This window comes from Kitasatospora sp. NPDC114501, from assembly GCF_055633695.1.
Genome location: NZ_JBVKDS010000007.1, coordinates 288,863 through 308,352, shown reverse-complemented (window position 1 = coordinate 308,352; position 19,490 = coordinate 288,863). Strand labels below are relative to the sequence as shown.

Genomic DNA, 19,490 nt, shown 5'->3' with positions numbered 1-19,490 from the left:
CACGCCGCCCCACGCCGAACCGCCGTGCTGTTACCCCTGCTGATCGACCTCGGCCTGCCGCTCGCCGTCTACTACGGGCTGCGCACGGCGGGCGTGGACCGGTGGTGGTGCCTGTTCTGGTCCGCCGCCGTACCCGCCGTCACCGTGCTCGTACGGCTGGTCCGCACCCGTCGCGTCGACTTCCTGGCCCTGCTGATCCTGAGCATGATCCTCCTCGGTCTGGTGCTCTCCGCGCTCACCGGCGACCCTCGCACCCTGCTGATCCGCGAGGCCTGGACGGGCATGCTCGGCGGACTCCTCGGCATCTGGCTGCTGGCCTCCGTCGGCTACGGCCGCCCGGCCCTGATGGTGGTCTTCCGTTCCTTCGTCCGGGCCAAGGCCGGCGAGGACGGGCTGCGTGCCTGGGAGGCCCGCTGGGAGCGGGACGCCGCGTTCCGCCGCGGCCTCCGGGTACTCACCCTGGCCTGGGGCGCCGCCAGCCTGCTCAACGCCGTCGCCCAACTCGCCTTCGCCTACCTCCTTCCCGTCGACGCCGCCCCGGCCGCCATGAACCTGAGCTGGCCGGTGATCGCCGCACCGCTGCTCCTGTTCCACCTCGTGTACACCAAGCGCCACGGCCTGCGTGCCTGACCGGAACGGACCGAACCGCGACCACCGGACCGCTGGAACAGCGACTCCGCAGCACCGCGCTGCCCGACCGGCTGGAGCGGACCCTGGCCTGAGGACCTTCAGCGGCCCGCTCCCCTTCTCCCCTACCGGCCCATTGCCATCACCGCCTCCGCGACCAGGCCCGCGCCGTCCTCCTTCGCCATCGCGCGGGCCGCCTGCTGCGCCCGTTCCCGCAGCCGCTGCCCCTCGACGGCCTGACGGATGCCCTCCGCCAGCCGGTCGGCGGTCAGGCCGGCGAAGGGGAGCGGAGCGGTGGCGGCACCGAGCCGGGTCAGTCGGTCGGCCCAGAACGGCTGGTCCGCCGTCACCGGGACCGGGACGCTCGGCACGCCCGCGCGCAGCGTCGCGGCCGCCGTGCCCGCGCCCGCGTGGTGGACGACGGCCGCCATGTGCGGGAACAGCCTGGCGTGCGGCAGTTCGCAGACCGTCAGCACGTCGTCGCCCTCCCCGGCGATCCCGGCCCAGCCGGCCTGCACCACGCCCCGGACGCCCGCCCGTCGCAGGGCCCCCACCGCCAGGGCGCTCAGCCGCCGGCCGTGTCCCGCCGCCATGCTGCCGAAGCCGATGAACACCGGCGGCGGCCCGGCCCGCAGGAAGTCCTCGACCTCGGCCGGGAGGCGGTAGTCCTCCGCCACGTGCGGCCACCAGTTGCCGACCACCCGCAACCCCTCCCGCCAGTCGGCCGGACGCGGTACGACGGTCGGACTGAAGCCGTGCAGCACCGGCCAGTTCACCCGCTCCACGGCCCGCCGTCGCGCGGTCTGGGAGAGCGCCGGGAGGCCCAACCGCGACCGCAACCGGCGTGCGGCCTCCGCGTGCAGACGGTCGACGACCCGCTGACCGAGTGCCCCCGCCGTCCGGTTGGCCCAGCTCCCGAGCGAGCGGCCACCTCCGACGACCGGCGGGAACTCCCGCGTCGGCAGCGTGGGTTGGAGGTAGACCCCCATGCTGGGGACGTCCATCGCCTCCGCGAGGTGCCAGCCCAGCGGCGCGGTGGTGGTGCTGAGCAGGAGCAGATCGGCACCGGGTGCGGCGGCGTCCGCGAGCGCGTCGCCGAGCTGCCCGATGAACGCCGCGGCCCGGGCGAGCAGTTCGGGGCGCCCACCGGCCGACTCGGCGCCCGCCCCGCGCGGGTCGACCGGGAGCGGGCGGAAGTCGAGACCGCTGTCGGCCACCAGCCCGCGGAAGGCCTCGGGCGCCGCGAGCGCGACCTCGTGCCCCGCATCGCGCAGCCGCGCTCCGAGACCGGTGTAGGGGGCGACGTCGCCGTGCGATCCGGCGGCCATGACGAGGATCCTCATCGGGCCACCCCGTCGAGGTCGCTCTCGTCGTGCCGCTCGGCGTTGGCGCCGATGGCCGCGCGGAGGTAGCCGGCCAGGCCGGGGCGCTGCTCGGCCGGCGGGACGACGAGGGCGAAGGCACGGGCGTCCGCCTCGTAGTCGTCGGCGATCCGGCAGTGCATCTCCGGCGGGCAGGGCGTGAACCACCGGGTGATGTGCTGCCGGTGCTGCTCGGCGAGGTCCAGCACCGTCCGGTGGTCGACCGGCAGCCCCTCGTCGAAGGCCGCCAGCAGCCGGACGCGCCACTGCGCCGCCTCCGCCATCAGCTGCTGCCAGTCCTCCTTGGAGTGGGTGGCGGCGCGGGCCAGGGCCTCCTGGTGGCTGTCCCGCTCGCCCCACTTGAGGTGGGCGTCGGCCGCGTAGCTGAGGTCGAAGACCACGTCTCCGAAGACCTCGAAGCGCTCCTCCGGGGTCAGCTCGACCCCGGTGCGCTGGACCTCGATGGCCCGCTCGGCGACGTCGACCAGCTTCTGCAGGCGGCCGATCTGCTCGGTGAGGGCCTGTCGTCTCGCCAGCAGGTGGTCGAGCGCGTTGACCTGCGGGTCCGCCAGGATGTCGGCGATCTCGTCGAGCGGGAAGCCGAGTTCCCGGTAGAAGAGGATCTGCTGGAGCCTGGCGAGGTCCGCCCCGTTGTAGAGCCGGTAGCCGGCCGGGCTGCGCTCACTGGGCGAGAGCAGCCCGGACCGGTCGTAGTAGTGCAGGGTCCGGATCGTGACCCCGGCGAAGCCGGAGACCTGGCCCACCGACCAGCTCATGCGTCCCTCCGATCATCCGTGCGTTCACTGCGCCCCACCGTGCGGCCTGACGTGGGGTAAGGGTCAACACGCGCAGCCCGGGGGCCTGCTCCGGATGCCGGGAGGCACCCCCGGTCAGGTCTCGCGCTGCGGGTGGTAGGCGCTCTCGGGTATGCCGAAGGTCCAGGCGACCCCGGCTCGCGCGGTGCGGGTGCTCGGCGGGACGCGCAGCCAGTAGGTGCGGTGGGTGCCGTCCGGCTCGGGGGTGGAGTTGACCACCTCGACCATCACCACCGGCTCGTCGTCGGGCAGGACGATCCGCCACAGCACCCCGGTCTCGTCGCGGTGGACGGGCTCGGCGCCGGAGTCGGCGAGGTAGCGCTCGTAGCCGTAGTGCTCCAGCAGGACGCGGCGCAGTTCGGCGTTCTCCTCGGTGCGGATCCGCTCGACCGTCACCCCGGCGAGGCCGGCCAGGAACTCCGCCGGGACGGGCATGCCGCGCCAGGCGTGCAGGGCGAAGCCGTCGGCGTACTCCAGCGCCGGCCCGTCCGCCCGGTCGAGCCGCCCGGCCTCGTCGCGGTGCAGGGCGGTCGGCCGCTCGCTGAGCAGCGCGACGTCCCGGTACGGCCACCACCAGCCGACCTCCCGGGCCAGCTCGGCGAGCGGTGCGACGGCGCCGGCGCTCGGCCCGGCGGCCTCGAAGGCGGCGAACCACGGCGCGTCGTGCTGACCGCGCACGGCGTCCAGCAGGGCGAGCCGGACGGTGGTACGCCGGCCCCGGGCGTCCTCGGCCACGGCCGCGTCCTCCTCCCGGTCGGCCTCGGGGGCGAGCCGGTCGAGCACGGCGTTGCGCAGCCGGTCGGCGAGCGGGGTGGTGACCGGGCCGAGCTCACCGCCGGTCAGCGCCCAGTGGCCCGCCCACCCCGCGGTGCCGACCTGCTCGACGGCCCGTCGCCTGGCCTCCTCCCAGGGCCCGGTGCGCACGGCCTCGCGCACGCTCTCCGCACCGGCGGACCGCAGCGCCAGCGCCGCCTCGGTCGCGGCGAGCGGCGAGCCGAACCAGCGGACGGCCGCGGGCTCGGGCAGCCCGGCCGCCCGGTACGCGGCGCGGACGGCGCGCTCGGCCGCCGCCCGGTCGCCCGCCCCGGTGGCGGCCGCGGCCGCCCGCCAGCGGGCCGTCACCTCGGCCGGCCCGGGCAGCGCCCGTGCCTCCGTCCGGTCGCCGTGGACCTCGTCGTGGATCACCGTCTCCATCCCTGCTCCGTTCCCGGCCGGGCTCCCCACCCGGCCGTCCGTTCCCGTTCCGTTCCGTGCCGCGGCCCCGGCCGCGCCCTGCCCTCGTGTCCGCCACCGCCCGCCGACCCCCGTACGGCGGGCGGAGCCGTCATCAGTCCGCGACCACCCGCACCGCGCCCGGCACGTACTCGCGCTGGCGGACCACCCGGTACCAGCCCCGGGGCAGCGGTATCGCGGCGTGCTCCTCGTGCACCACCCGGCCGCCCTCGGGCAGGTGCAGCCAGCCCGCGCCGAACGGCCCGGTCTCGCGGCGCAGCTCACCGGGGCCGACCACGGCGTGGGCGTGCCCGGTGACCTCGCCGAGCGCGAGCACCATCCGCCCCCGCGCGTCCCGGGGCTGCACGGCCAGCTCTGCCACCCGCGGCGGGACCGCGCCCTCCTCGACCGGCACGATCAGTACATCGCCCTGGCGGTACATCAGTCCTCCCTCGCCGTACGGCCGGACCCCGGCGGACACCGGAACCCACGGCTCCGCCGCACCTGCCGCGGTCACTCTCCGGAGCCAGGACCCGAACATAGAGCAAGGGTCTGACAACGCGCCGGGGCGGCGACCCGGCCACCGGATTGTCAGTCCCGGCTGGTAGACAGTTGTTCGGCCCAGACCCCAGAGGGAGCAGCGCATGACTGTCAACGCCCACATCGAGCGGTTCCACGGTCTTCCCGTCTTCGACTTCGTGGAGGCCTTGGAGGAGGCCGACGAGAAGGGCGGATCCGGCGCCGTCCAGCTGCCCGACGCCGCGTCGGTCGCCTGGCGGATCAAGCTCGACTACGAGTCCGAGGCGACGTTCGTCGAGCGCTGGGAGCAGTTCCTCGGCACCGTCGACACCGAGCGGGTCACCGCCCTGGTGATCGGCCAGTGGGCTCCGGAGGAGCCGGACGGCTTCCAGGAGCCGATGGAGGCGATCGTCGCCGCCGCCGGCCGACTGCCCGCGCTGCGCGCGCTGTTCGTCGGCGACATCACCTACGAGGAGTGCGAGATCTCCTGGATCCAGCAGTGCGACATCACGCCGCTGCTGACGGCCTTCCCGCGGCTGGCCGAGCTGGTGGTGCGCGGCGCGTCCCAGGACTGGGACGGCAACGGCGGTCTGGCTCTGGAGCCGCTGCGGCACGACGGGCTCAAGGCGCTGCGGTTCGAGGCCGGCGGGCTGCCGGGCTCGGTCGTGCGCTCGGTGGCGGCCTGCGACTTCCCGGCCCTGGAGCGGCTGGAGCTCTGGCTGGGCGTGGAGAACTACGGCGGCGACGTGACGATGGCCGACCTGACGCCCTTCCTGGACGGCACCCGCTTCCCCGCGCTGCGCCACCTCGGCCTGCAGAACAGCGAGTTCCAGGACGACATCGCGGCCGCCGTGGCGCACGCGCCCGTCGTCGCCCGGTTGGAGTCGCTCAGCCTCTCCATGGGCGTGCTGACCGACCAGGGCGCCACCGCCCTGCTGGAGGGCCAGCCACTCACCCACCTGCGCTCCCTCGACCTGCACCACCACTTCGTCACCGAGGAGGTGCAGCAGCGCCTGCGCCAGGCCCTGGCCGGGGTGGAGGTCGACCTCTCCGACGCCGGCAAGCCCGACGACCGGTGGCGCTACGTGGCCGTGGCCGAGTAGCCGTCACCCCCCGCACCCACCGGCCCGACCCGCACCGACCACCCGTCCGACCACTCGACCCACCAGGATCCGACATGGCCGTCTCCCACCACCTGGAACGCTTCCACGAGCTGCCGATCCACGAGTTCACGCCCGACGACGCCCGGCCGCGCCCCGCCGCGGGCGCCGTCGCCTGGCGGCTGTCCCTCGAGTACGGCTCCGAGCAGGACTTCGTCCAGCTCTGGCAGTCGTTCCTGGAGAAGGTCGACCCGGCCGGCGTGCGCGCCGTGGTGATCGGCGCCTGGTGGCAGGACGGCTACACGTCCGTGCGCCCAGCGGTCGAGGCCGTCACCGCCGAAGCGCGGCGCCTGCCCGCGCTGGAGGCGCTGTTCCTCGGCGAGGTGACATACGACGAGTGCGAGATCTCCTGGCTGGAGATGGACGACGTCACCCCGTTGCTGAACGCCTTCCCCGGGCTGAGGTCGCTGACCGTGCGCGGCGGCATGGACCTCTCCCTGGAGCCGGTGCGGCACGACCGGCTGACCAGCCTGAGCTTCGAGTCCGGCGGCCTTCCGGCCACCGTGGTGCGCGCGGTGGCCGGCTCCGAACTGCCCGCGCTGGAGCGCCTGAGCCTCTGGCTCGGTGTGGACGAGTACGGCGGTGACGCGTCGATGGACGACCTGGCGCCGTTCCTGGACGGCTCCCGGCTGCCGGAGCTGCGCCACCTCGGGCTGGCCAACAGCGAGCTCCAGGACGAGATCGCCGCCGCCGTCGCCCACGCCCCGGTGGTGGCCCGGCTGGAGTCGCTCGACCTCTCCATGGGAATGCTCTCCGACGAGGGCGCCACCGCCCTGTTGGAGGGCCAGCCGCTCACCCACCTGCGCTCGCTCGACCTGCACCACCACTACCTGAGCGACGCGATGATGGAGCGGCTGTGCGCTGCCCTGCCGGGCGTCGAGGTCGACCTCGACGAGGCCGAGGGTGCCATGGACGACGAGGACGACCGCTACGTCTCGGTCGCCGAGTAGTCGGGCGGCGGAGACGATGACTGTGCGGCTGACCGTCCTCGGCAACCCCGGGCACCGGCGGGTGACACTGTTCGCGGCCGCCGCCCGGGCCGCCGGGCTGCCCGAGCCCGCCGTCCTGCCCTGGCTGGACGTGCTGCGCGGCCGGTACCGGCTGCCCGAGGGCGGGCTGCTGCGCATCGAGTCACCCGGCGAGGAGCCGGAGGTCGACCGCCTGCTGCGCGGCCCGGCGCTCGGCCCCGGCTACGCACCGACCAGGGTCGAGGGCACGGCCGTCTGGTACGCGGGGGTCATGGCCGCGCTGCGCGCGCTGGCCGCCCGGCCCGGGGTACGGCTGCTCGGCGATCCGAAGGAGATCGCCGTGATGTTCGACAAACGCCGGGCGCACGCGCTGCTCTCCGGGGCCGGGGTGCCGGTGCCCAGGGCCCTCGGCGGCGAGGTCACCGGCTGGGAGCACCTGCGCGAACGCCTCGCCGACGCCGGTCTGCACCGGGTCTTCGTCAAGCCCGCGCACGGCTCCTCCGCCTCCGGGGTGATGGCTCTGGAGTTCGGGCCGCGCGGCCGGTTGCAGGCCACCACCTCGGTGGAGCTGGCCGACGGCCGGCTGCACAACTCGCTGCGGGTGCGCCGCTACCGCAGCGAGCGGGAGGTCGCCGCGATCGTCGACGGCCTGGCACCGGACGGGCTGCACGTCGAGCAGTGGGTCCCGAAGGCCTCGCAGTCCGGACGCTCGGCGGACCTGCGGGTCGTGGTGGTCGCCGACCGGGCCACCCACGCCGTGGTGCGCACCAGCGCCCAGCCGATGACCAACCTGCACCTCGGCGGCGCCCGGGGCAGCGTCGACCAGGTCCGTCAGGTCGCGGGGCCGGCCTGGCCGGCCCTGCTGGAGACGGCCGAGCGCGCCGCGGCCTGCTTCCCCGGCTCGCCGATGGTCGGGGTCGACGTACTGCCCACGGCCGGCTGGCGGCGCGCCCTGGTCGGCGAGGTCAACGCCTTCGGCGACCTGCTCCCGGACCTCACCGGCCTGCCCGGCGGCCCCGCCGAGGGCCTCGACACCTACGGCGCCCAGCTGGCCGCGCTCACCACCCGCTCCCCGTCGTCGCCCGCGGCGTCGGACCACCAGATCACGGAACCCGCTCGATGAACCACCGGACCACCGTCCCGGCCCCCGACATGAACGCCGTCGTGGGCACCCACGACCTGCTGCTCGTCACCCTCGACACGCTCCGCTTCGACGTCGCCGAGGAGCTGGCCGCCGCCGGCCGCATCCCGAACCTCTCCGCCGTCCTCCCCGGCGGCCGCTGGGAGCGCCGGCACGCGCCCGGCAGCTTCACCTACGCCTCCCACCAGGCGATCCTGGCCGGTTTCCTGCCGACGCCGGCCTCCCCTGACGGCCCGCACCCGCGCCTGTTCGCGGCCCGCTTCGCCGGCTCCGAGAGCACCGCCCCGCGCACCTGGGTCTTCGACGCCCCCGACCTGCCGACAGCCCTGGCCGCGGCCGGGTACCGCACGGTGTGCATCGGCGGCGTCGGGTTCTTCAACAAGCAGGGCCCGCTGGGCTCGGTGCTGCCCGGCCTCTTCCAGGAGAGCCACTGGGCGCCCGAACTGGGCGTGGCCTCGCCGACGTCCTTCGAGGAGCAGGTCGCCCGGGCCGAGCGGGTCGCCGCCGAACAGCCAGCCGGCCGGCCGCTGTTCCTCTTCCTGAACGTCTCGGCGCTGCACCAGCCGAACTGGTTCCACCTGCCCGGCGCCACCCGGGAGCACGGGGACTCCCGGGCCAGCCACGCCGCCGCCCTGGAGTACGTGGACGCGCACATCGGCCGGCTGTTCGCCGCGATGAGCGCCCGCCGCCCCTGCTTCGCGGTCGTCTGCTCCGACCACGGCACCGCCTATGGCGAGGACGGCTACACCGGGCACCGGATCGGCCACGAGGTGGTCTGGACGGTCCCGTACGCGCACTTCACCCTCCCCGCCCGAGCGGCGGACGCCACCGCGACCTCCGAGGAAGACGCATGACCACCGCACCCCCGCGCCCGGACTCGCCGTACCAGTCGTACGTCTACGCGTACCCGCACAAGACGGCCTACCGCCCGCTGCCCGAGCGCCCGCCACTGCGCGAGCTGTGGGCCGGCGAGGCGCAGCACGCGCTCTCGCTCTACCTGCACATCCCGTTCTGCGAGGTCCGCTGCGGCTTCTGCAACCTGTTCACCCGGATCGGCAGCCCCGAGGGCCTGACCATCGCCTACCTGGACGCCCTGGAACGCCAGGCCACGGCGGTGCGCTCGGCGCTGGACGAGGGGGCTCGGTTCGCGCTGGCCGCGTTCGGCGGCGGCACCCCAACCTATCTGACGGCCGGTGAGCTGGAACGGCTGTGCGACATCGCCGAGCGGCGGATGGGCGCCGACCTGCAGGCGATACCGCTCTCGGTGGAGGCCTCGCCCGCCACCGCGACCGCCGACCGGCTGGAGGTGCTGGCCGCCCGGGGCACCACCCGGCTGAGCCTGGGCGTCCAGTCCTTCGACGACGCCGAGGCGCGTTCCGCCGTCCGTCCGCAGAAGCGGGCCGAGGTGGAGGCCGCCCTCGGCCGGATCCGGGCGGCCGGGTTCCCGGTGCTCAACATCGACCTCATCTACGGCATCGACGGCCAGACCGAGGCGAGCTGGCTCCGCTCGCTGGACACCGCGCTCACCTGGCAGCCCGAGGAGCTGTACCTCTACCCGCTGTACGTCCGCCCGCTGACCGGCCTGGCCCGGCGCGGCGAGCAGGAGAGCCCGTCCGCCTGGGACGCGCGCCGGCTCTCGCTCTACCGGGCCGGCCGCGACCACCTGCTCGCCCACGACTACCAGCAGGTGTCGATGCGGATGTTCCGCCGCGCGGCCTCCCCGCAGGCCGGGGCGGGCGAGTACGCCTGCCAGACCGACGGCATGGTCGGCCTGGGCTGCGGCGCCCGCTCCTACACCTCGCGGCTGCACTACTCCTTCGACTACGCGGTGAACGCCACCGAGGTGCGCGGCATCATCGACGACTACGTCGCCACCGAGGACTTCCAGCGGGCCGAGGTGGGCCACTGGATGGGCGGCGCGGAACCGCGCCGGCGCCACCTGGTGCAGTCGCTGCTCCAAGCCGAGGGTCTGCTCCTGGCGGACTACCGTGCCCGGTTCGGCGGTTCACCGGCCGAGGACTTCCCGGCGGAGCTGGCCGAGTTCGCCGAGCGCGGCTGGCTCGCCGAGGGCGATGCGCAGGTCCTGCGGCTCAGCCCGGAGGGGCTGGCGCACTCCGACGCCGTCGGGCCGATGCTCTTCTCGCCCGAGGTCGGGGCCCTGATGACGGCGTACGAGGCGAAATGACCTTCCTCGGCATGCCCTCCGCCCCACCGCTGCCGGAGGACGGCGCGCGGGACCTCACCCTGCTCTACCGCGGCCCGCTCTCCTCCTGCGACTACGACTGCCCGTACTGTCCGTTCGCCAAGCGGCGCGACAGCCCCGAGCAGTTGCGGGCCGACCGGGCCGCCTTGGAGCGCTTCACCGGCTGGGCCGCCGGGCGCGCGGGCACCGGCGACACCCTGTCGCTGCTGTTCACCCCGTGGGGCGAGGGTCTGGTGCGGTCCTGGTACCGCCGTGCGCTGGTCGAGCTGAGCCTTCTGCCGCACGTCCGCCGCGTCGCGATCCAGACCAACCTCAGCTGCCGCACGGGCTGGCTCGCCGACGCGGACCTCGACGCCCTCGCCCTCTGGGTCACCTTCCACCCGGGCCAGGTCGCCCGCGACCGGTTCCTCGCCAAGTGCCGCGAGCTGGACGCACTCGGCGTGCGCTACAGCGTCGGCGTGGTCGGCCGGCCCGAGCACCTCGCGGAGGCCCGCCGGCTGCGCGCCGAACTCGCGGGGAACGTCTACCTGTGGGTCAACGCCGCCGAGGGCCTCGCCTACACCGACGCCGAAGCCGCTCAGTGGACCGCCCTCGACCCGCACTTCGGCTACAGCCGGCACGCCCACCCCAGCGCCGGACTGCCGTGCCGCACCGGGGAGTCCGTGCTGTCGGTGGACGGCGACGGCACGGTGCGCCGCTGCCACTTCGTCCGCGACGTCCTCGGCAACCTCTACGACGGCAGCTACCGAACGCAACTCGGGCCGCGCGCCTGCCCGTTGCCGGCCTGCGACTGCCACATCGGCTACGTCCACCTGGAGACCCTGCCGCTGTACGAGCTGTTCGGCGCGGGAGTGCTGGAGCGCGTGCCGCACGGCTGGCCAGGGGGACGGTGATAAATCGGTTGCGAACCGGCCACGCTGTGTGAAAGCGTACGAACAACCGCGCAGGACCAGCTCGTTCGGAAGGGAGGCCCGCAGATGATCAGTGGCATACGGCTCGCGGTCGTGCCGGGCCTCGTACTCGGTGACACCCCGGCTCGCGCTTCGACGCGTGAGCCGCACCCGGCCTGACGCCCGCGCCCGCCGTCCCGGCGGCGCCGTCACCCGACGCGACTGCTGCTCACCTCCTCGTCGAAGTGCTCTTCGTGCCCCTGCACGTTCGACCACGAGGAGCCCCGGTGTCCGACACCCACCGGCCCAGTACCGTCACCCTGCCCACCCTCTCCGCCCTGCCCGCACCCTGGCACAGCGAGAACGGCACGCCCCCGCCCCGTCGCCTGATCGCCGCCGACGACACCCTCCGCGCCGAGGCCGCCTACCGGTTGGCCTGCGAGGGCACCGCCCTGCTCTGGCAGGGCGACTACCCCGGTGCGCTCCACCTCCTGCACGCCCTGCGCCGCCGCGCCGAGCGGCGCCGAACCCGATCCGCACCCGACTCACCCGCCGACGCCTTCCGCCGGCACCGACGGGAGCGCGCCCGCCTCGCGCGCGTTCTCGGCATGCTGCTGGTGCCGCTGGGCGCGGATCACCGCCTCCTGCTCCACCGGGCGCCCGACGTCCGCGAGGCCTGCCTGGCGGCCTACGGACCGCTCCTTGACAACAGAATCGTGTCCCTGCGCGAGCTCCTCGGTGTGATCGGCGCACACCAGTGGCGCCTCAGGGGCGTCGAGGTCCCGGCCCTCGACGCCCGCATCCACCCGCACTACGGGGTCTTCTCACCAGTCCGCGGCGAGTACGTCGACCTCGTCGCCCGGGCGCCCCTGCCGCCGGCCGCCCGTACCCGCTCCACCGCCTACGACCTCGGCACCGGCACGGGTGTGCTCGCCGCCCTCCTCGCCCGTCGCGGCCTGCGCAAGGTCATGGTCACCGACGCCAACCCGCGCGCCCTCGCCTGCGCCCAGGACAACGCCCGCCGTCTCGGCCTCGCCCGCCGCATCGAGACCGCCGGTACCGGGCTCTACCCGCCCGGCCACGGCCGGGCGGCCCTGGTCGTGTGCAATCCTCCATGGTTGCCAGGCCGACCGAGCTCCGCCCTCGACGAGGGCGTCTACGACCGCGACAGTCGTATGCTCCACGGCTTCCTCGACGCTCTGGCCGGGCGTCTGCTGCCCGGCGGCGAGGGCTGGCTCGTCCTCTCCGACCTCGCCGAACACCTCGGCCTGAGGTCCCGCGCCGACCTGCTGGACGCCGTCGCCGGGGCCGGGCTGCGCGTCACCGGCCGCCTCGACACCGTCCCCGCCACCCCCCCGGGCCACCGCCCCCGAGCGGGCCGCCCCCGTCCTCCGCGCCGCCCGCGCCGCCGAGGTCACCTCGCTCTGGAGGCTGGCCCCCGCATGACTCCCCGCGACCTGCCGCACACGGCCCGAAGCGGCCGCGCGCCCACCGGGCGGCACGGCCCGTACGTCCCTAGCCTGGTGACAAGGAGGAGGCGAAACACCATGCTTGGAGACGCTCCACTGCAAGCAGTCATCCCCGCCACCGATCTCGCCCGCGCCAAGGCCTTCTACACCGACACCCTCGGCCTCAAGCTCACCGAGGAGGGTGAGGAGGAGTTCGCCTGCGACAGCGGCGGCACCCAGTTCACCGTCTACCGCACCCCCAGCGGTGGACAGGCCGCCCACACCCTCGCCAGCTTCAAGGTCACCGACCTCGACGGCGAGATGGCCGGCCTCCGCGACCGCGGCATCACCTTCGAGGAGTACGACTTCCCCGGTCTGCAGACCGTCAACGGCGTCGCCGAGGGCGAGGGCATGCGCGCGGCCTGGTTCAAGGACAGCGAGGGCAACATCATCTGCGTGGCCCAGAGAATCGACCAGTAACCGTCCCGCCACCAGGCCCCGGCCGACGGGCGCTCCACGGAACCCGTCCGTCGGCCCGGGCACCCCGCTACACCGGTACACCGGTACACCGCCCATCTCACCCACGGCGCCGCGTTCTTCGGAGGCGGCGCCGCTGCCCGGCGCGCTCGCAAGGAGCGGGCCGGGCAGCGGGGGCAGGCGCCGGGCGAGTGCCGGGTGGGTGCCCAGCACCGGGTGGCGGGCCGAGCGGTCAGTCGTCCGTCTCGTCGGAGCGGCCGTGGCCGAGGAGGCGCAGGTCGAAGGACCAGATACCGCGCCCGAAGGTGGCCGCGTAGAGCTTGCCGTCCGGGCCGGTCTTCAGCTGCTGCACCGCGGTGGTGGGCAGGTTGCGGCCCAGGACGCGCCAGTCGGTGGTGCCCGGCGCGCGGTAGAAGGCGGCGAGGTCGGTGCCGAGTGCGAGGCCGCCGTTCGACAGGATCCTGACCGAGGTGGCGGGGACGTCCGGCAGGTTGGCCGAGACGTCGCTCCAGGTGGCACCGCCGTCACGGGTCTCGAAGACGTGGCCGACGCCCGCACCCGGCCCCTCGGTCCAGGTGCGCGAGAAGCCGTTGAAGGCGACGAGGACGTGCTGTGCGTCGTTCTCGTCCACCGCGAAGGAGGAGATGTAGCGGTTCGGCAGGGTGCCGTCGACCGGCAGGTCGAGCTGGTGCCAGCCGGTGCCGTCGGTCCTGCCCACCGCGATGCCGCGGCTGAAGCCGACGTTGTTGCACGGGCCGCACCAGCCCGCGTACACCGTGCCGTCGACCGTCGCCACCGCCGTGGCGACGTGGCCCTCGCCCAGGTCGTAGGCGTTCGTCCACTCGCTGCCGCTGCGGATCGCGTAGCCCTTGTGCTGCACCCAGACGTGCCGTCCGCCCGCGATCCAGGTGTCGCCGTCCTTCGGGTCGGCGGTGATCGGCGCGATGAAGCGGGCGGAACCGGTGTCCTTGTCCGGCGGGGCGACCTCGTAGGAGGTGGCCTTGCCCGGGTCCTTCGTCCAGCTGCCGTCGTTGGTCGCACAGTTCTGGGTGACCCAGATGTCGAGGTAGACGTACTCCTCGGCGATGTTGCAGCCGTTGGCGGGGTCCACGATCGTGTCGGCGCCGTCGCCGCCGAAGTCGGAGCCCATCACCTTGTCGTGGGCGCGCAGGATCGACTCGCCGTTGTCCTGGAGGCCGCCGCTGACGATCACGCCCCGCCCGGAGCGGTCCGCCGGGTCCTTGCCGACGCCGACCGAGTAGTACTGGAGGGTGTCGATGGTGCCGTCGTTGAGCGGCGTCCAGTCCTTGGCGTGCCCGTACGCGTCCAACTGGCCGGTGCCGGGCCGGCGGTAGATGCCGCCGTCGTTGCCGACGTAGACGTTGGCCTTGCCCTGGTAGCTGCCGAAGGCGACGGCGTGCTGGTCGGAGTGGGGGGTGGCCGAGCAGTCACCGGTCCGCTTGGCCGGATCGATGTTCCAGCACGGGAAGCCGAAATTCCAGTACGGCCCGACGGTGGCCCACCCGGAGCCGCCGTCGGTGGTCTCGAAGACCTCCTCCAGGCCCGCGTAGACGTGGTCCGGGTCGGCCGGATCGACTTGGAGGAACTGGTTGTACCAGGCCTGGATGCCGGGCTGGTACCCCTCGTCCTGGAGTGCGGAGCCGGAGTTCCTCAGCTTCTCCTTGTCCGCGACCAGCGTCCACGGGCCGAACGGCGAGCCGGACTTGGAGACGTAGATCCCCTTGAGCCCGGTGTCCGGGTCGTTGGCCATGACCTCCGGGGACTGGTCGATCGCGTAGTAGCGCGAGCCGTCCGCCGAGCGCGCGAAGGTCACGTTGCCGACGTTCGCCGCGTCCGTCGGCAGCTCGCCGAGCGAGCCGACGCGCTGCCAGCTTCCGTCCGCCGCCCTGCTGTAGAAGCCGTTGTAGCTGTCGCCGCCGCGCCAGCCGACCGCCAGCACGACCTTGCCCGGGTCCTTGGGGTCGATCGCGATGTCGTTGGCGATGTTCTTGTACGGCGCGGCCGGGTCACCGGCCTTCGCACCGCCCGGCAGGTACTCCGGGTTGGGCGCGAACTCCAGCTTCCACGGACCGGACAGGTCCGTCGTGGAGTGGCTCCACACCCCGCGGCTGGTGGCCGCCCAGACCCGGCCGCCGCCGAAGCGCAGCGCGTGGATGATGGTGGACTCCAGCTCGGCTCCGCCGACCCGGTTTCCGGGCTGGAACTCACCGTGCTTCGGGTCCGCGAGGACGTAGACACCGGTGCCGACGTACGAGGTCGCGCCGGTGTTGGACTCACCGGTGGCGTACCAGAGCCGGCCGCCCCCGTCGAGGTTCAGGGTTCCGGTGGACAGCGTGGGCAGCCTGTCGGCGATCGGCTCCCAGTGCCCCCCGCCGGTGCGGGAGCGGAACACCCCGCCGTTGGCGCCACCTGCGTACACGTAGCCGTCGTCGTCGGCCGCGAGGCCGGTGATCCGGCCCGTCACCAGGCCGGCGCCGCCGCTGGAGTTGGAGTTGACGTCCCGGTAGCGCGGGTCGTCGGAGTCGTACGGCTTGTCGGTGACGTGGTCCCAGGTGCCGCCGGTGCGCGGCATGGACCGCAACTGCGCCCAGGCCGCGCCGTAGGCGCCCGGTGCGACCACACCGGGGGCGGTGCGGGCCTCGGTGTACTGCGCGGTGCCCTCGGCGGAGTTCTCCGCCTCGTCCCCGCCGTCCCCGGGCTCCGTCTCGGCCTTCGGACTGAGGCTCGGGGCGGCGGTCACGCCGGCGGTGCCGCTGCGGACCTTCTCGGCGTGCGCCTTCCCGATCTCCGCCTGGTGCCGGACCTGCCACGGTTGCGGTTGCGGCGGCACCGGCGGCGCGGCGAACGCCTGGGTGGTGGTCAGTCCGATCACAGTGAGTGTGACGGCGCTCGTCAGCAGCCGTCGTCGTTGCCTGGTGGGCACGGTTGAGGTCCTCCCCTGAGGCCGGTCGCGCGGTCGCGCACACTCGGCGGAAACAGGGGGTCAGCCTGCTGGGCCCACCCGGGCAGGGGGAAGGGGCCTACGGTAAGAAGCCGGTAATAGCCCTACGGTTTCGAACAGTTGGCATTCACCGAATGCCGGATCACCGTCGCGCGGGCGGCCCGCTCCCGTCGCCCGGGAGGCCGGCGGCGCCCGCCGTCGCCAGCCCCGGTCACCGCCCACCGCCACCGGCCGCCGGTCATCGCCCGCCGGCTCGGGCCCGGGCCCGCCGCCGGAGCGCGCGGGCCGAGGCGACCGGGTCGAAGGAGCCCGGGCGGTCCCTGGTCAGCGGATAGCAGGCGAACCCGATCAGCGCCGCACTGAGGTGGCCGAGGCTGGTGTAGTCGCGGCTCTGCTGCACGCCCAGTCCGTAGACCGCCAGCACCCCCGCCGCGTACAGGTACCGCCAGGGCCGCACGATCAGATAGGCGAGTACCGCGACCACACCGGCCAGCGCGTAGCTGACGCCGTAGTCCAGGGTGTAGACGGCCCTCGGCGGGGCCAGCCCGCGGTGGATCGCCCAGCCGAGCACACCCTCGCTGAGGTAGGTGGCGCCGACGTGCGCGAGCGCCGCCACCGAGATCCAGCGCAGGGTGCCGAGCCAGCGTTCGGCGGGCACGTGGAAGACGTTGTACAGCAGGAAGTAGAATGGCCAGCCCCCGCCCGCGATCCACAGGGCGCTGGTCACCAGGACGCGGACCGGCGAGACCTGGAGGTGGTGGAGGTTGGTCGAACGCCGCTCCAGGATGTGGTCGGCGGTCGCCGGATCGACGTGGCGGATCACCTGGGTGGTGACGAGCAGGATCGCCAGCCAGACACAGGTACCCGGCGCACGCCGGACGTAGGCCCACGCCGCGTGGGCGGCCCGCCCCCACCGGGGCCGCCGGTGCGCCTCGGATCCCCTGGCGGTGCTGCCGGCCATCGACGCCTCCTCGCCACTCCTTCCCCTCACCCTCACCCCCGCCCGACCCCGCCGCCTCCCGACACCCGCCGCCTCCGAACACCCGCCGCCGGGAGCCGCCGCCCGGCTACGGCTCACCACCGGGTACGCCCTGCTGCTGACCGTGACGGCCTCCTCGCGCACCACAACCACAGGACCGACCAAGCGAGTTGGCCGGGCCACCGACCGGCATGCGCCGACCGATCGAGCCCCCGCAGCCGACCAGGGCTCCGTATGCTCTTGCATTACTCTGCAAATCTATGCCAGAGTTCGGGCATCGGATCGATTACGCCGAATCCCGTCACACATCGCTAGATCAGGGGCCCGCTCCACGCGGGTCAAGGGTGCATCCATGTCGAAGGTCTTGAGCAAGCTGCCGGTCGGTGAACGGATCGGCATCGCATTCTCCGGTGGGTTGGACACCTCCGTCGCCGTCGCGTGGATGCGCGAGCACGGTGCCTTCCCCTACGCCTACACGGCCGACATCGGCCAGTACGACGAGCCGAACCTCGCCGACGTCCCGGCCCGCGGCCGCGCGTACGGCGCCGAGCAGGCCCGGCTGGTGGACTGCCGGGCCGCACTGGTCGAGGAGGGCCTGGCCGCCCTCGCCTGCGGCGCCTTCCACATCCGCTCCGCAGGGCAGACGTACTTCAACACCACCCCGCTGGGCCGCGCCGTGACCGGCACCCTGCTGGTTCGCGCCATGCAGGAGGACGGCGTCTCCATCTGGGGCGACGGCTCCACCTACAAGGGCAACGACATCGAGCGGTTCTACCGCTACGGCCTGCTCGCCAACCCCAACCTGCGGATCTACAAGCCGTGGCTGGACCAGGCGTTCGTCGACCAGCTCGGCGGCCGCAAGGAGATGTCCGAGTGGCTCGCCGAGCGGGACCTCCCCTACCGGGACTCCGCCGAGAAGGCCTACTCCACCGACGCCAACATCTGGGGCGCCACCCACGAGGCCAAGCGGCTGGAGTACCTGGACGCCTCCCTGGAGATCGTCAGCCCGATCATGGGCGTCGCCTTCTGGGACCCGGCGGTCGAGATCCAGACCGAGGACGTCACCGTCGAGTTCGAGTTCGGCCGCCCGGTCCGGATCAACGGCCAGGAGTTCGCCAGCGCCGTCGACCTGGTCCACGAGGCCAACACCATCGGTGGTCGGCACGGTCTGGGCATGTCGGACCAGATCGAGAACCGCATCATCGAGGCCAAGAGCCGCGGCATCTACGAGGCCCCCGGCATGGCGCTGCTGCACATCGCCTACGAGCGGCTGCTCAACGCCATCCACAACGAGGACACCCTCGCCACGTACCACACCCAGGGCCGGCGGCTCGGCCGGCTGCTCTACGAGGGCCGCTGGTTCGACCCGCAGTCGCTGATGCTCCGGGACAGCATCCAGCGCTGGATCGGCCACCCGGTCACCGGCAGCGTCACCCTGCGGCTGCGGCGCGGCCAGGACTACTCGGTCATCGACACCCAGGGCCCCAACTTCAGCTACCACCCCGAGAAGCTGTCGATGGAGCGCAGCGTCGACGCCGCGTTCGTCCCGGACGACCGCATCGGCCAGCTGACCATGCGCAACCTGGACATCGCCGACTCGCGCAGCAAGCTGGAGCAGTACGCGGTGCACGGCCAGCTGGCTCCGTGGAGCGGCCTGATCGGCGAGCTCGCCCCGGGCGGTGCGGCCCCCATCGCCGCCGGCACCGGTGACGAGGAGGACTCCACCGCGCTCGACCACGCGGCGATCGAGTCCGGCACCGACTGACGCACCTCGCGCCCGCGGAGGGCCGTCACACCCCAGCGGTGCGGCGGCCCTCCGCCGTCGCACCCCCACCCCCCGCCCGCCCCGCTGCCATCCACCCTGCCTCACCCGGACACCCCCTCACCCGAACGGCGGCACCGGCCGTGCGCCGCCCGCCCGTCGGTAGCTGAATGGCGGACGGACGCCCGGCGGCGGGAAGGCAGGTCCGGGATGGGTGAGGCGATCGGCCCGATGCTGGCCTCCGCGGTGGCGGTCGCACTCAGCCCCCTGCCGCTGATCGCCGTCCTCCTGATCCTCGCCTCACCGCGCGGCCGGGCCAACGGGATCGCGTTCACCGTCGGCTGGCTGCTGGGCCTGGCAGCGGTGACGGCCGCCGTCGTGGCGGCGGGAAGCGCGCTGAACTCCTCCGAGGCCACGCCGACCTGGCTGTCCTGGCTGAAGCTCGCGCTCGGCGCCGTACTCCTCCTGCTGGCCGCCCGGCAGTGGCGGGAACGGCCGCGGCCCGGCCGGGTCACCGCGCCGCCGGTCTGGCTGCTCTCGATCGACCGGCTGACCGCCGCCCGGGCCACCGGCCTCGCCGTGGTCCTGGTGGTGGCCCACCCGAAGACCCTGGTTCCGGCCGTCGGCGGGGCCGCTTCCATCGCCGCCGCCCCGACCGGTGACGGAGGAAAGGCGGTGGCCGCCGCCGTGCTGGTGCTGCTCGGCTCACTGGGCACCCTGCTGCCGCTCGCGGTCCACTTCCGGGCCGACGACCGCGCGCGGCACGCCCTCGGCGGGTGGCGCGCCTGGACGGCCACGCACAACGCGGCGATCATGATCACCGTCCCGCTGCTGCTCGGCGCCGAGTACCTGGGCGCCGCCGTCTCCGGGCTCACCTGACCTCCCCGTGAGACCTCCTCTCCACGCCGCCCGGCCGACCCAGCCCCTCGGCCTGCCCGTACCCGCACCCCGGCCACACCCCACTCC

Annotated in this window: 16 protein-coding genes; 10 read left to right on the top strand and 6 right to left on the bottom strand. The window is 73.9% G+C overall.

The features are described from left to right. The first annotated feature begins 24 nt into the window (after nt 1-24). A complete protein-coding gene (locus ACZ7RU_RS15735; protein WP_470341492.1) occupies nt 25-630 on the top strand; it encodes a VC0807 family protein in 606 nt (201 codons plus the stop codon). A 122-nt stretch (nt 631-752) separates the two neighbouring features. Here the strand turns inward: ACZ7RU_RS15735 and ACZ7RU_RS15730 are convergent, their stop codons facing one another. The 4 genes from ACZ7RU_RS15730 to ACZ7RU_RS15715 all read right to left on the bottom strand — a co-directional run bounded on the left by ACZ7RU_RS15730 (nt 753) and on the right by ACZ7RU_RS15715 (nt 4,457). Then, nucleotides 753-1,970: a glycosyltransferase gene (locus ACZ7RU_RS15730; RefSeq protein WP_470341491.1), complete on the bottom strand. Its 1,218-nt coding sequence runs from the start codon at nt 1,968-1,970 to the stop codon at nt 753-755. Continuing rightward, the gene (locus ACZ7RU_RS15725) at nt 1,967-2,764 is read right to left on the bottom strand and encodes a MerR family transcriptional regulator (protein WP_470341490.1); all 798 of its coding nucleotides are present in this window, start codon (nt 2,762-2,764) and stop codon (nt 1,967-1,969) included. Before ACZ7RU_RS15725 ends, ACZ7RU_RS15730 begins: the two co-directional genes overlap by 4 nt. A gap of 114 nt (nt 2,765-2,878) precedes the next feature. Next, a complete protein-coding gene (locus ACZ7RU_RS15720) occupies nt 2,879-3,997 on the bottom strand; it encodes a DUF6745 domain-containing protein (RefSeq protein WP_470341489.1) in 1,119 nt (372 codons plus the stop codon). 133 nt (nt 3,998-4,130) lie between these two features. Beyond that, nucleotides 4,131-4,457, bottom strand: a complete 327-nt coding sequence (locus ACZ7RU_RS15715; RefSeq protein ID WP_470341488.1) for a hypothetical protein — start codon at nt 4,455-4,457, stop codon at nt 4,131-4,133. 202 nt (nt 4,458-4,659) lie between these two features. On the opposite strand from ACZ7RU_RS15715, the gene ACZ7RU_RS15710 reads away from it, so the two are divergent. The 7 genes from ACZ7RU_RS15710 (at nt 4,660) to ACZ7RU_RS15680 (ending at nt 12,824) form a co-directional block, all read left to right on the top strand. Next, complete coding sequence (locus tag ACZ7RU_RS15710) at nt 4,660-5,637, top strand: STM4015 family protein (RefSeq protein WP_470341487.1); 978 nt, start codon at nt 4,660-4,662, stop codon at nt 5,635-5,637. A 74-nt stretch (nt 5,638-5,711) separates the two neighbouring features. Further along, nucleotides 5,712-6,644: an STM4015 family protein gene (locus tag ACZ7RU_RS15705; protein WP_470341486.1), complete on the top strand. Its 933-nt coding sequence runs from the start codon at nt 5,712-5,714 to the stop codon at nt 6,642-6,644. Nucleotides 6,645-6,660: 16 nt separating this feature from the next. Next, the gene (locus ACZ7RU_RS15700; protein WP_470341485.1) at nt 6,661-7,785 is read left to right on the top strand and encodes an STM4014 family protein; all 1,125 of its coding nucleotides are present in this window, start codon (nt 6,661-6,663) and stop codon (nt 7,783-7,785) included. 29 nt (nt 7,786-7,814) lie between these two features. Beyond that, nucleotides 7,815-8,657, top strand: coding sequence for an STM4013/SEN3800 family hydrolase (locus ACZ7RU_RS15695; RefSeq protein ID WP_470341574.1), 843 nt, complete (start codon nt 7,815-7,817; stop codon nt 8,655-8,657). After that, complete coding sequence (locus ACZ7RU_RS15690) at nt 8,654-9,988, top strand: STM4012 family radical SAM protein (RefSeq protein WP_470341484.1); 1,335 nt, start codon at nt 8,654-8,656, stop codon at nt 9,986-9,988. Before ACZ7RU_RS15695 ends, ACZ7RU_RS15690 begins: the two co-directional genes overlap by 4 nt. Nucleotides 9,989-9,999: 11 nt before the next feature. Beyond that, on the top strand, nt 10,000-10,899 hold the full coding sequence (locus ACZ7RU_RS15685; protein ID WP_470341483.1) for an STM4011 family radical SAM protein: 900 nt from the start codon (nt 10,000-10,002) through the stop codon (nt 10,897-10,899). A 284-nt stretch (nt 10,900-11,183) separates the two neighbouring features. Next, complete coding sequence (locus ACZ7RU_RS15680) at nt 11,184-12,824, top strand: methyltransferase (RefSeq protein ID WP_470341482.1); 1,641 nt, start codon at nt 11,184-11,186, stop codon at nt 12,822-12,824. A 229-nt stretch (nt 12,825-13,053) separates the two neighbouring features. Here ACZ7RU_RS15680 and ACZ7RU_RS15675 read toward each other — a convergent pair whose 3' ends face one another. Next, on the bottom strand, nt 13,054-15,765 hold the full coding sequence (locus ACZ7RU_RS15675) for a glycosyl hydrolase (RefSeq protein ID WP_470341481.1): 2,712 nt from the start codon (nt 15,763-15,765) through the stop codon (nt 13,054-13,056). A 256-nt stretch (nt 15,766-16,021) separates the two neighbouring features. After that, nucleotides 16,022-16,744, bottom strand: coding sequence for a rhomboid-like protein (locus tag ACZ7RU_RS15670; protein WP_470341480.1), 723 nt, complete (start codon nt 16,742-16,744; stop codon nt 16,022-16,024). A 370-nt stretch (nt 16,745-17,114) separates the two neighbouring features. On the opposite strand from ACZ7RU_RS15670, the gene argG reads away from it, so the two are divergent. Together argG and ACZ7RU_RS15660 are read left to right on the top strand one after the other, a co-directional pair. Beyond that, nucleotides 17,115-18,527: an argininosuccinate synthase gene (argG, locus tag ACZ7RU_RS15665; protein ID WP_401103997.1), complete on the top strand. Its 1,413-nt coding sequence runs from the start codon at nt 17,115-17,117 to the stop codon at nt 18,525-18,527. A 207-nt stretch (nt 18,528-18,734) separates the two neighbouring features. Further along, on the top strand, nt 18,735-19,403 hold the full coding sequence (locus ACZ7RU_RS15660; RefSeq protein ID WP_470341479.1) for a GAP family protein: 669 nt from the start codon (nt 18,735-18,737) through the stop codon (nt 19,401-19,403). Nucleotides 19,404-19,490: the final 87 nt, after the last annotated feature.

Excerpts from the sequence above, each read along its gene's own strand:
- ACZ7RU_RS15730 (WP_470341491.1), bottom strand. The coding sequence starts at position 1,970 with ATGAGGATCCTCGTCATGGCCGCCGGATCGCACGGCGACGTCGCCCCC.
- ACZ7RU_RS15725 (WP_470341490.1), bottom strand. The coding sequence starts at position 2,764 with ATGAGCTGGTCGGTGGGCCAGGTCTCCGGCTTCGCCGGGGTCACGATC.
- ACZ7RU_RS15720 (WP_470341489.1), bottom strand. The coding sequence starts at position 3,997 with ATGGAGACGGTGATCCACGACGAGGTCCACGGCGACCGGACGGAGGCA.
- ACZ7RU_RS15715 (WP_470341488.1), bottom strand. The coding sequence starts at position 4,457 with ATGTACCGCCAGGGCGATGTACTGATCGTGCCGGTCGAGGAGGGCGCG.
- ACZ7RU_RS15710 (WP_470341487.1), top strand. The coding sequence starts at position 4,660 with ATGACTGTCAACGCCCACATCGAGCGGTTCCACGGTCTTCCCGTCTTC.
- ACZ7RU_RS15705 (WP_470341486.1), top strand. The coding sequence starts at position 5,712 with ATGGCCGTCTCCCACCACCTGGAACGCTTCCACGAGCTGCCGATCCAC.
- ACZ7RU_RS15700 (WP_470341485.1), top strand. The coding sequence starts at position 6,661 with ATGACTGTGCGGCTGACCGTCCTCGGCAACCCCGGGCACCGGCGGGTG.
- ACZ7RU_RS15695 (WP_470341574.1), top strand. The coding sequence starts at position 7,815 with ATGAACGCCGTCGTGGGCACCCACGACCTGCTGCTCGTCACCCTCGAC.
- ACZ7RU_RS15690 (WP_470341484.1), top strand. The coding sequence starts at position 8,654 with ATGACCACCGCACCCCCGCGCCCGGACTCGCCGTACCAGTCGTACGTC.
- ACZ7RU_RS15685 (WP_470341483.1), top strand. The coding sequence starts at position 10,000 with ATGCCCTCCGCCCCACCGCTGCCGGAGGACGGCGCGCGGGACCTCACC.
- ACZ7RU_RS15670 (WP_470341480.1), bottom strand. The coding sequence starts at position 16,744 with ATGGCCGGCAGCACCGCCAGGGGATCCGAGGCGCACCGGCGGCCCCGG.
- argG (WP_401103997.1), top strand. The coding sequence starts at position 17,115 with ATGTCGAAGGTCTTGAGCAAGCTGCCGGTCGGTGAACGGATCGGCATC.
- ACZ7RU_RS15660 (WP_470341479.1), top strand. The coding sequence starts at position 18,735 with ATGGGTGAGGCGATCGGCCCGATGCTGGCCTCCGCGGTGGCGGTCGCA.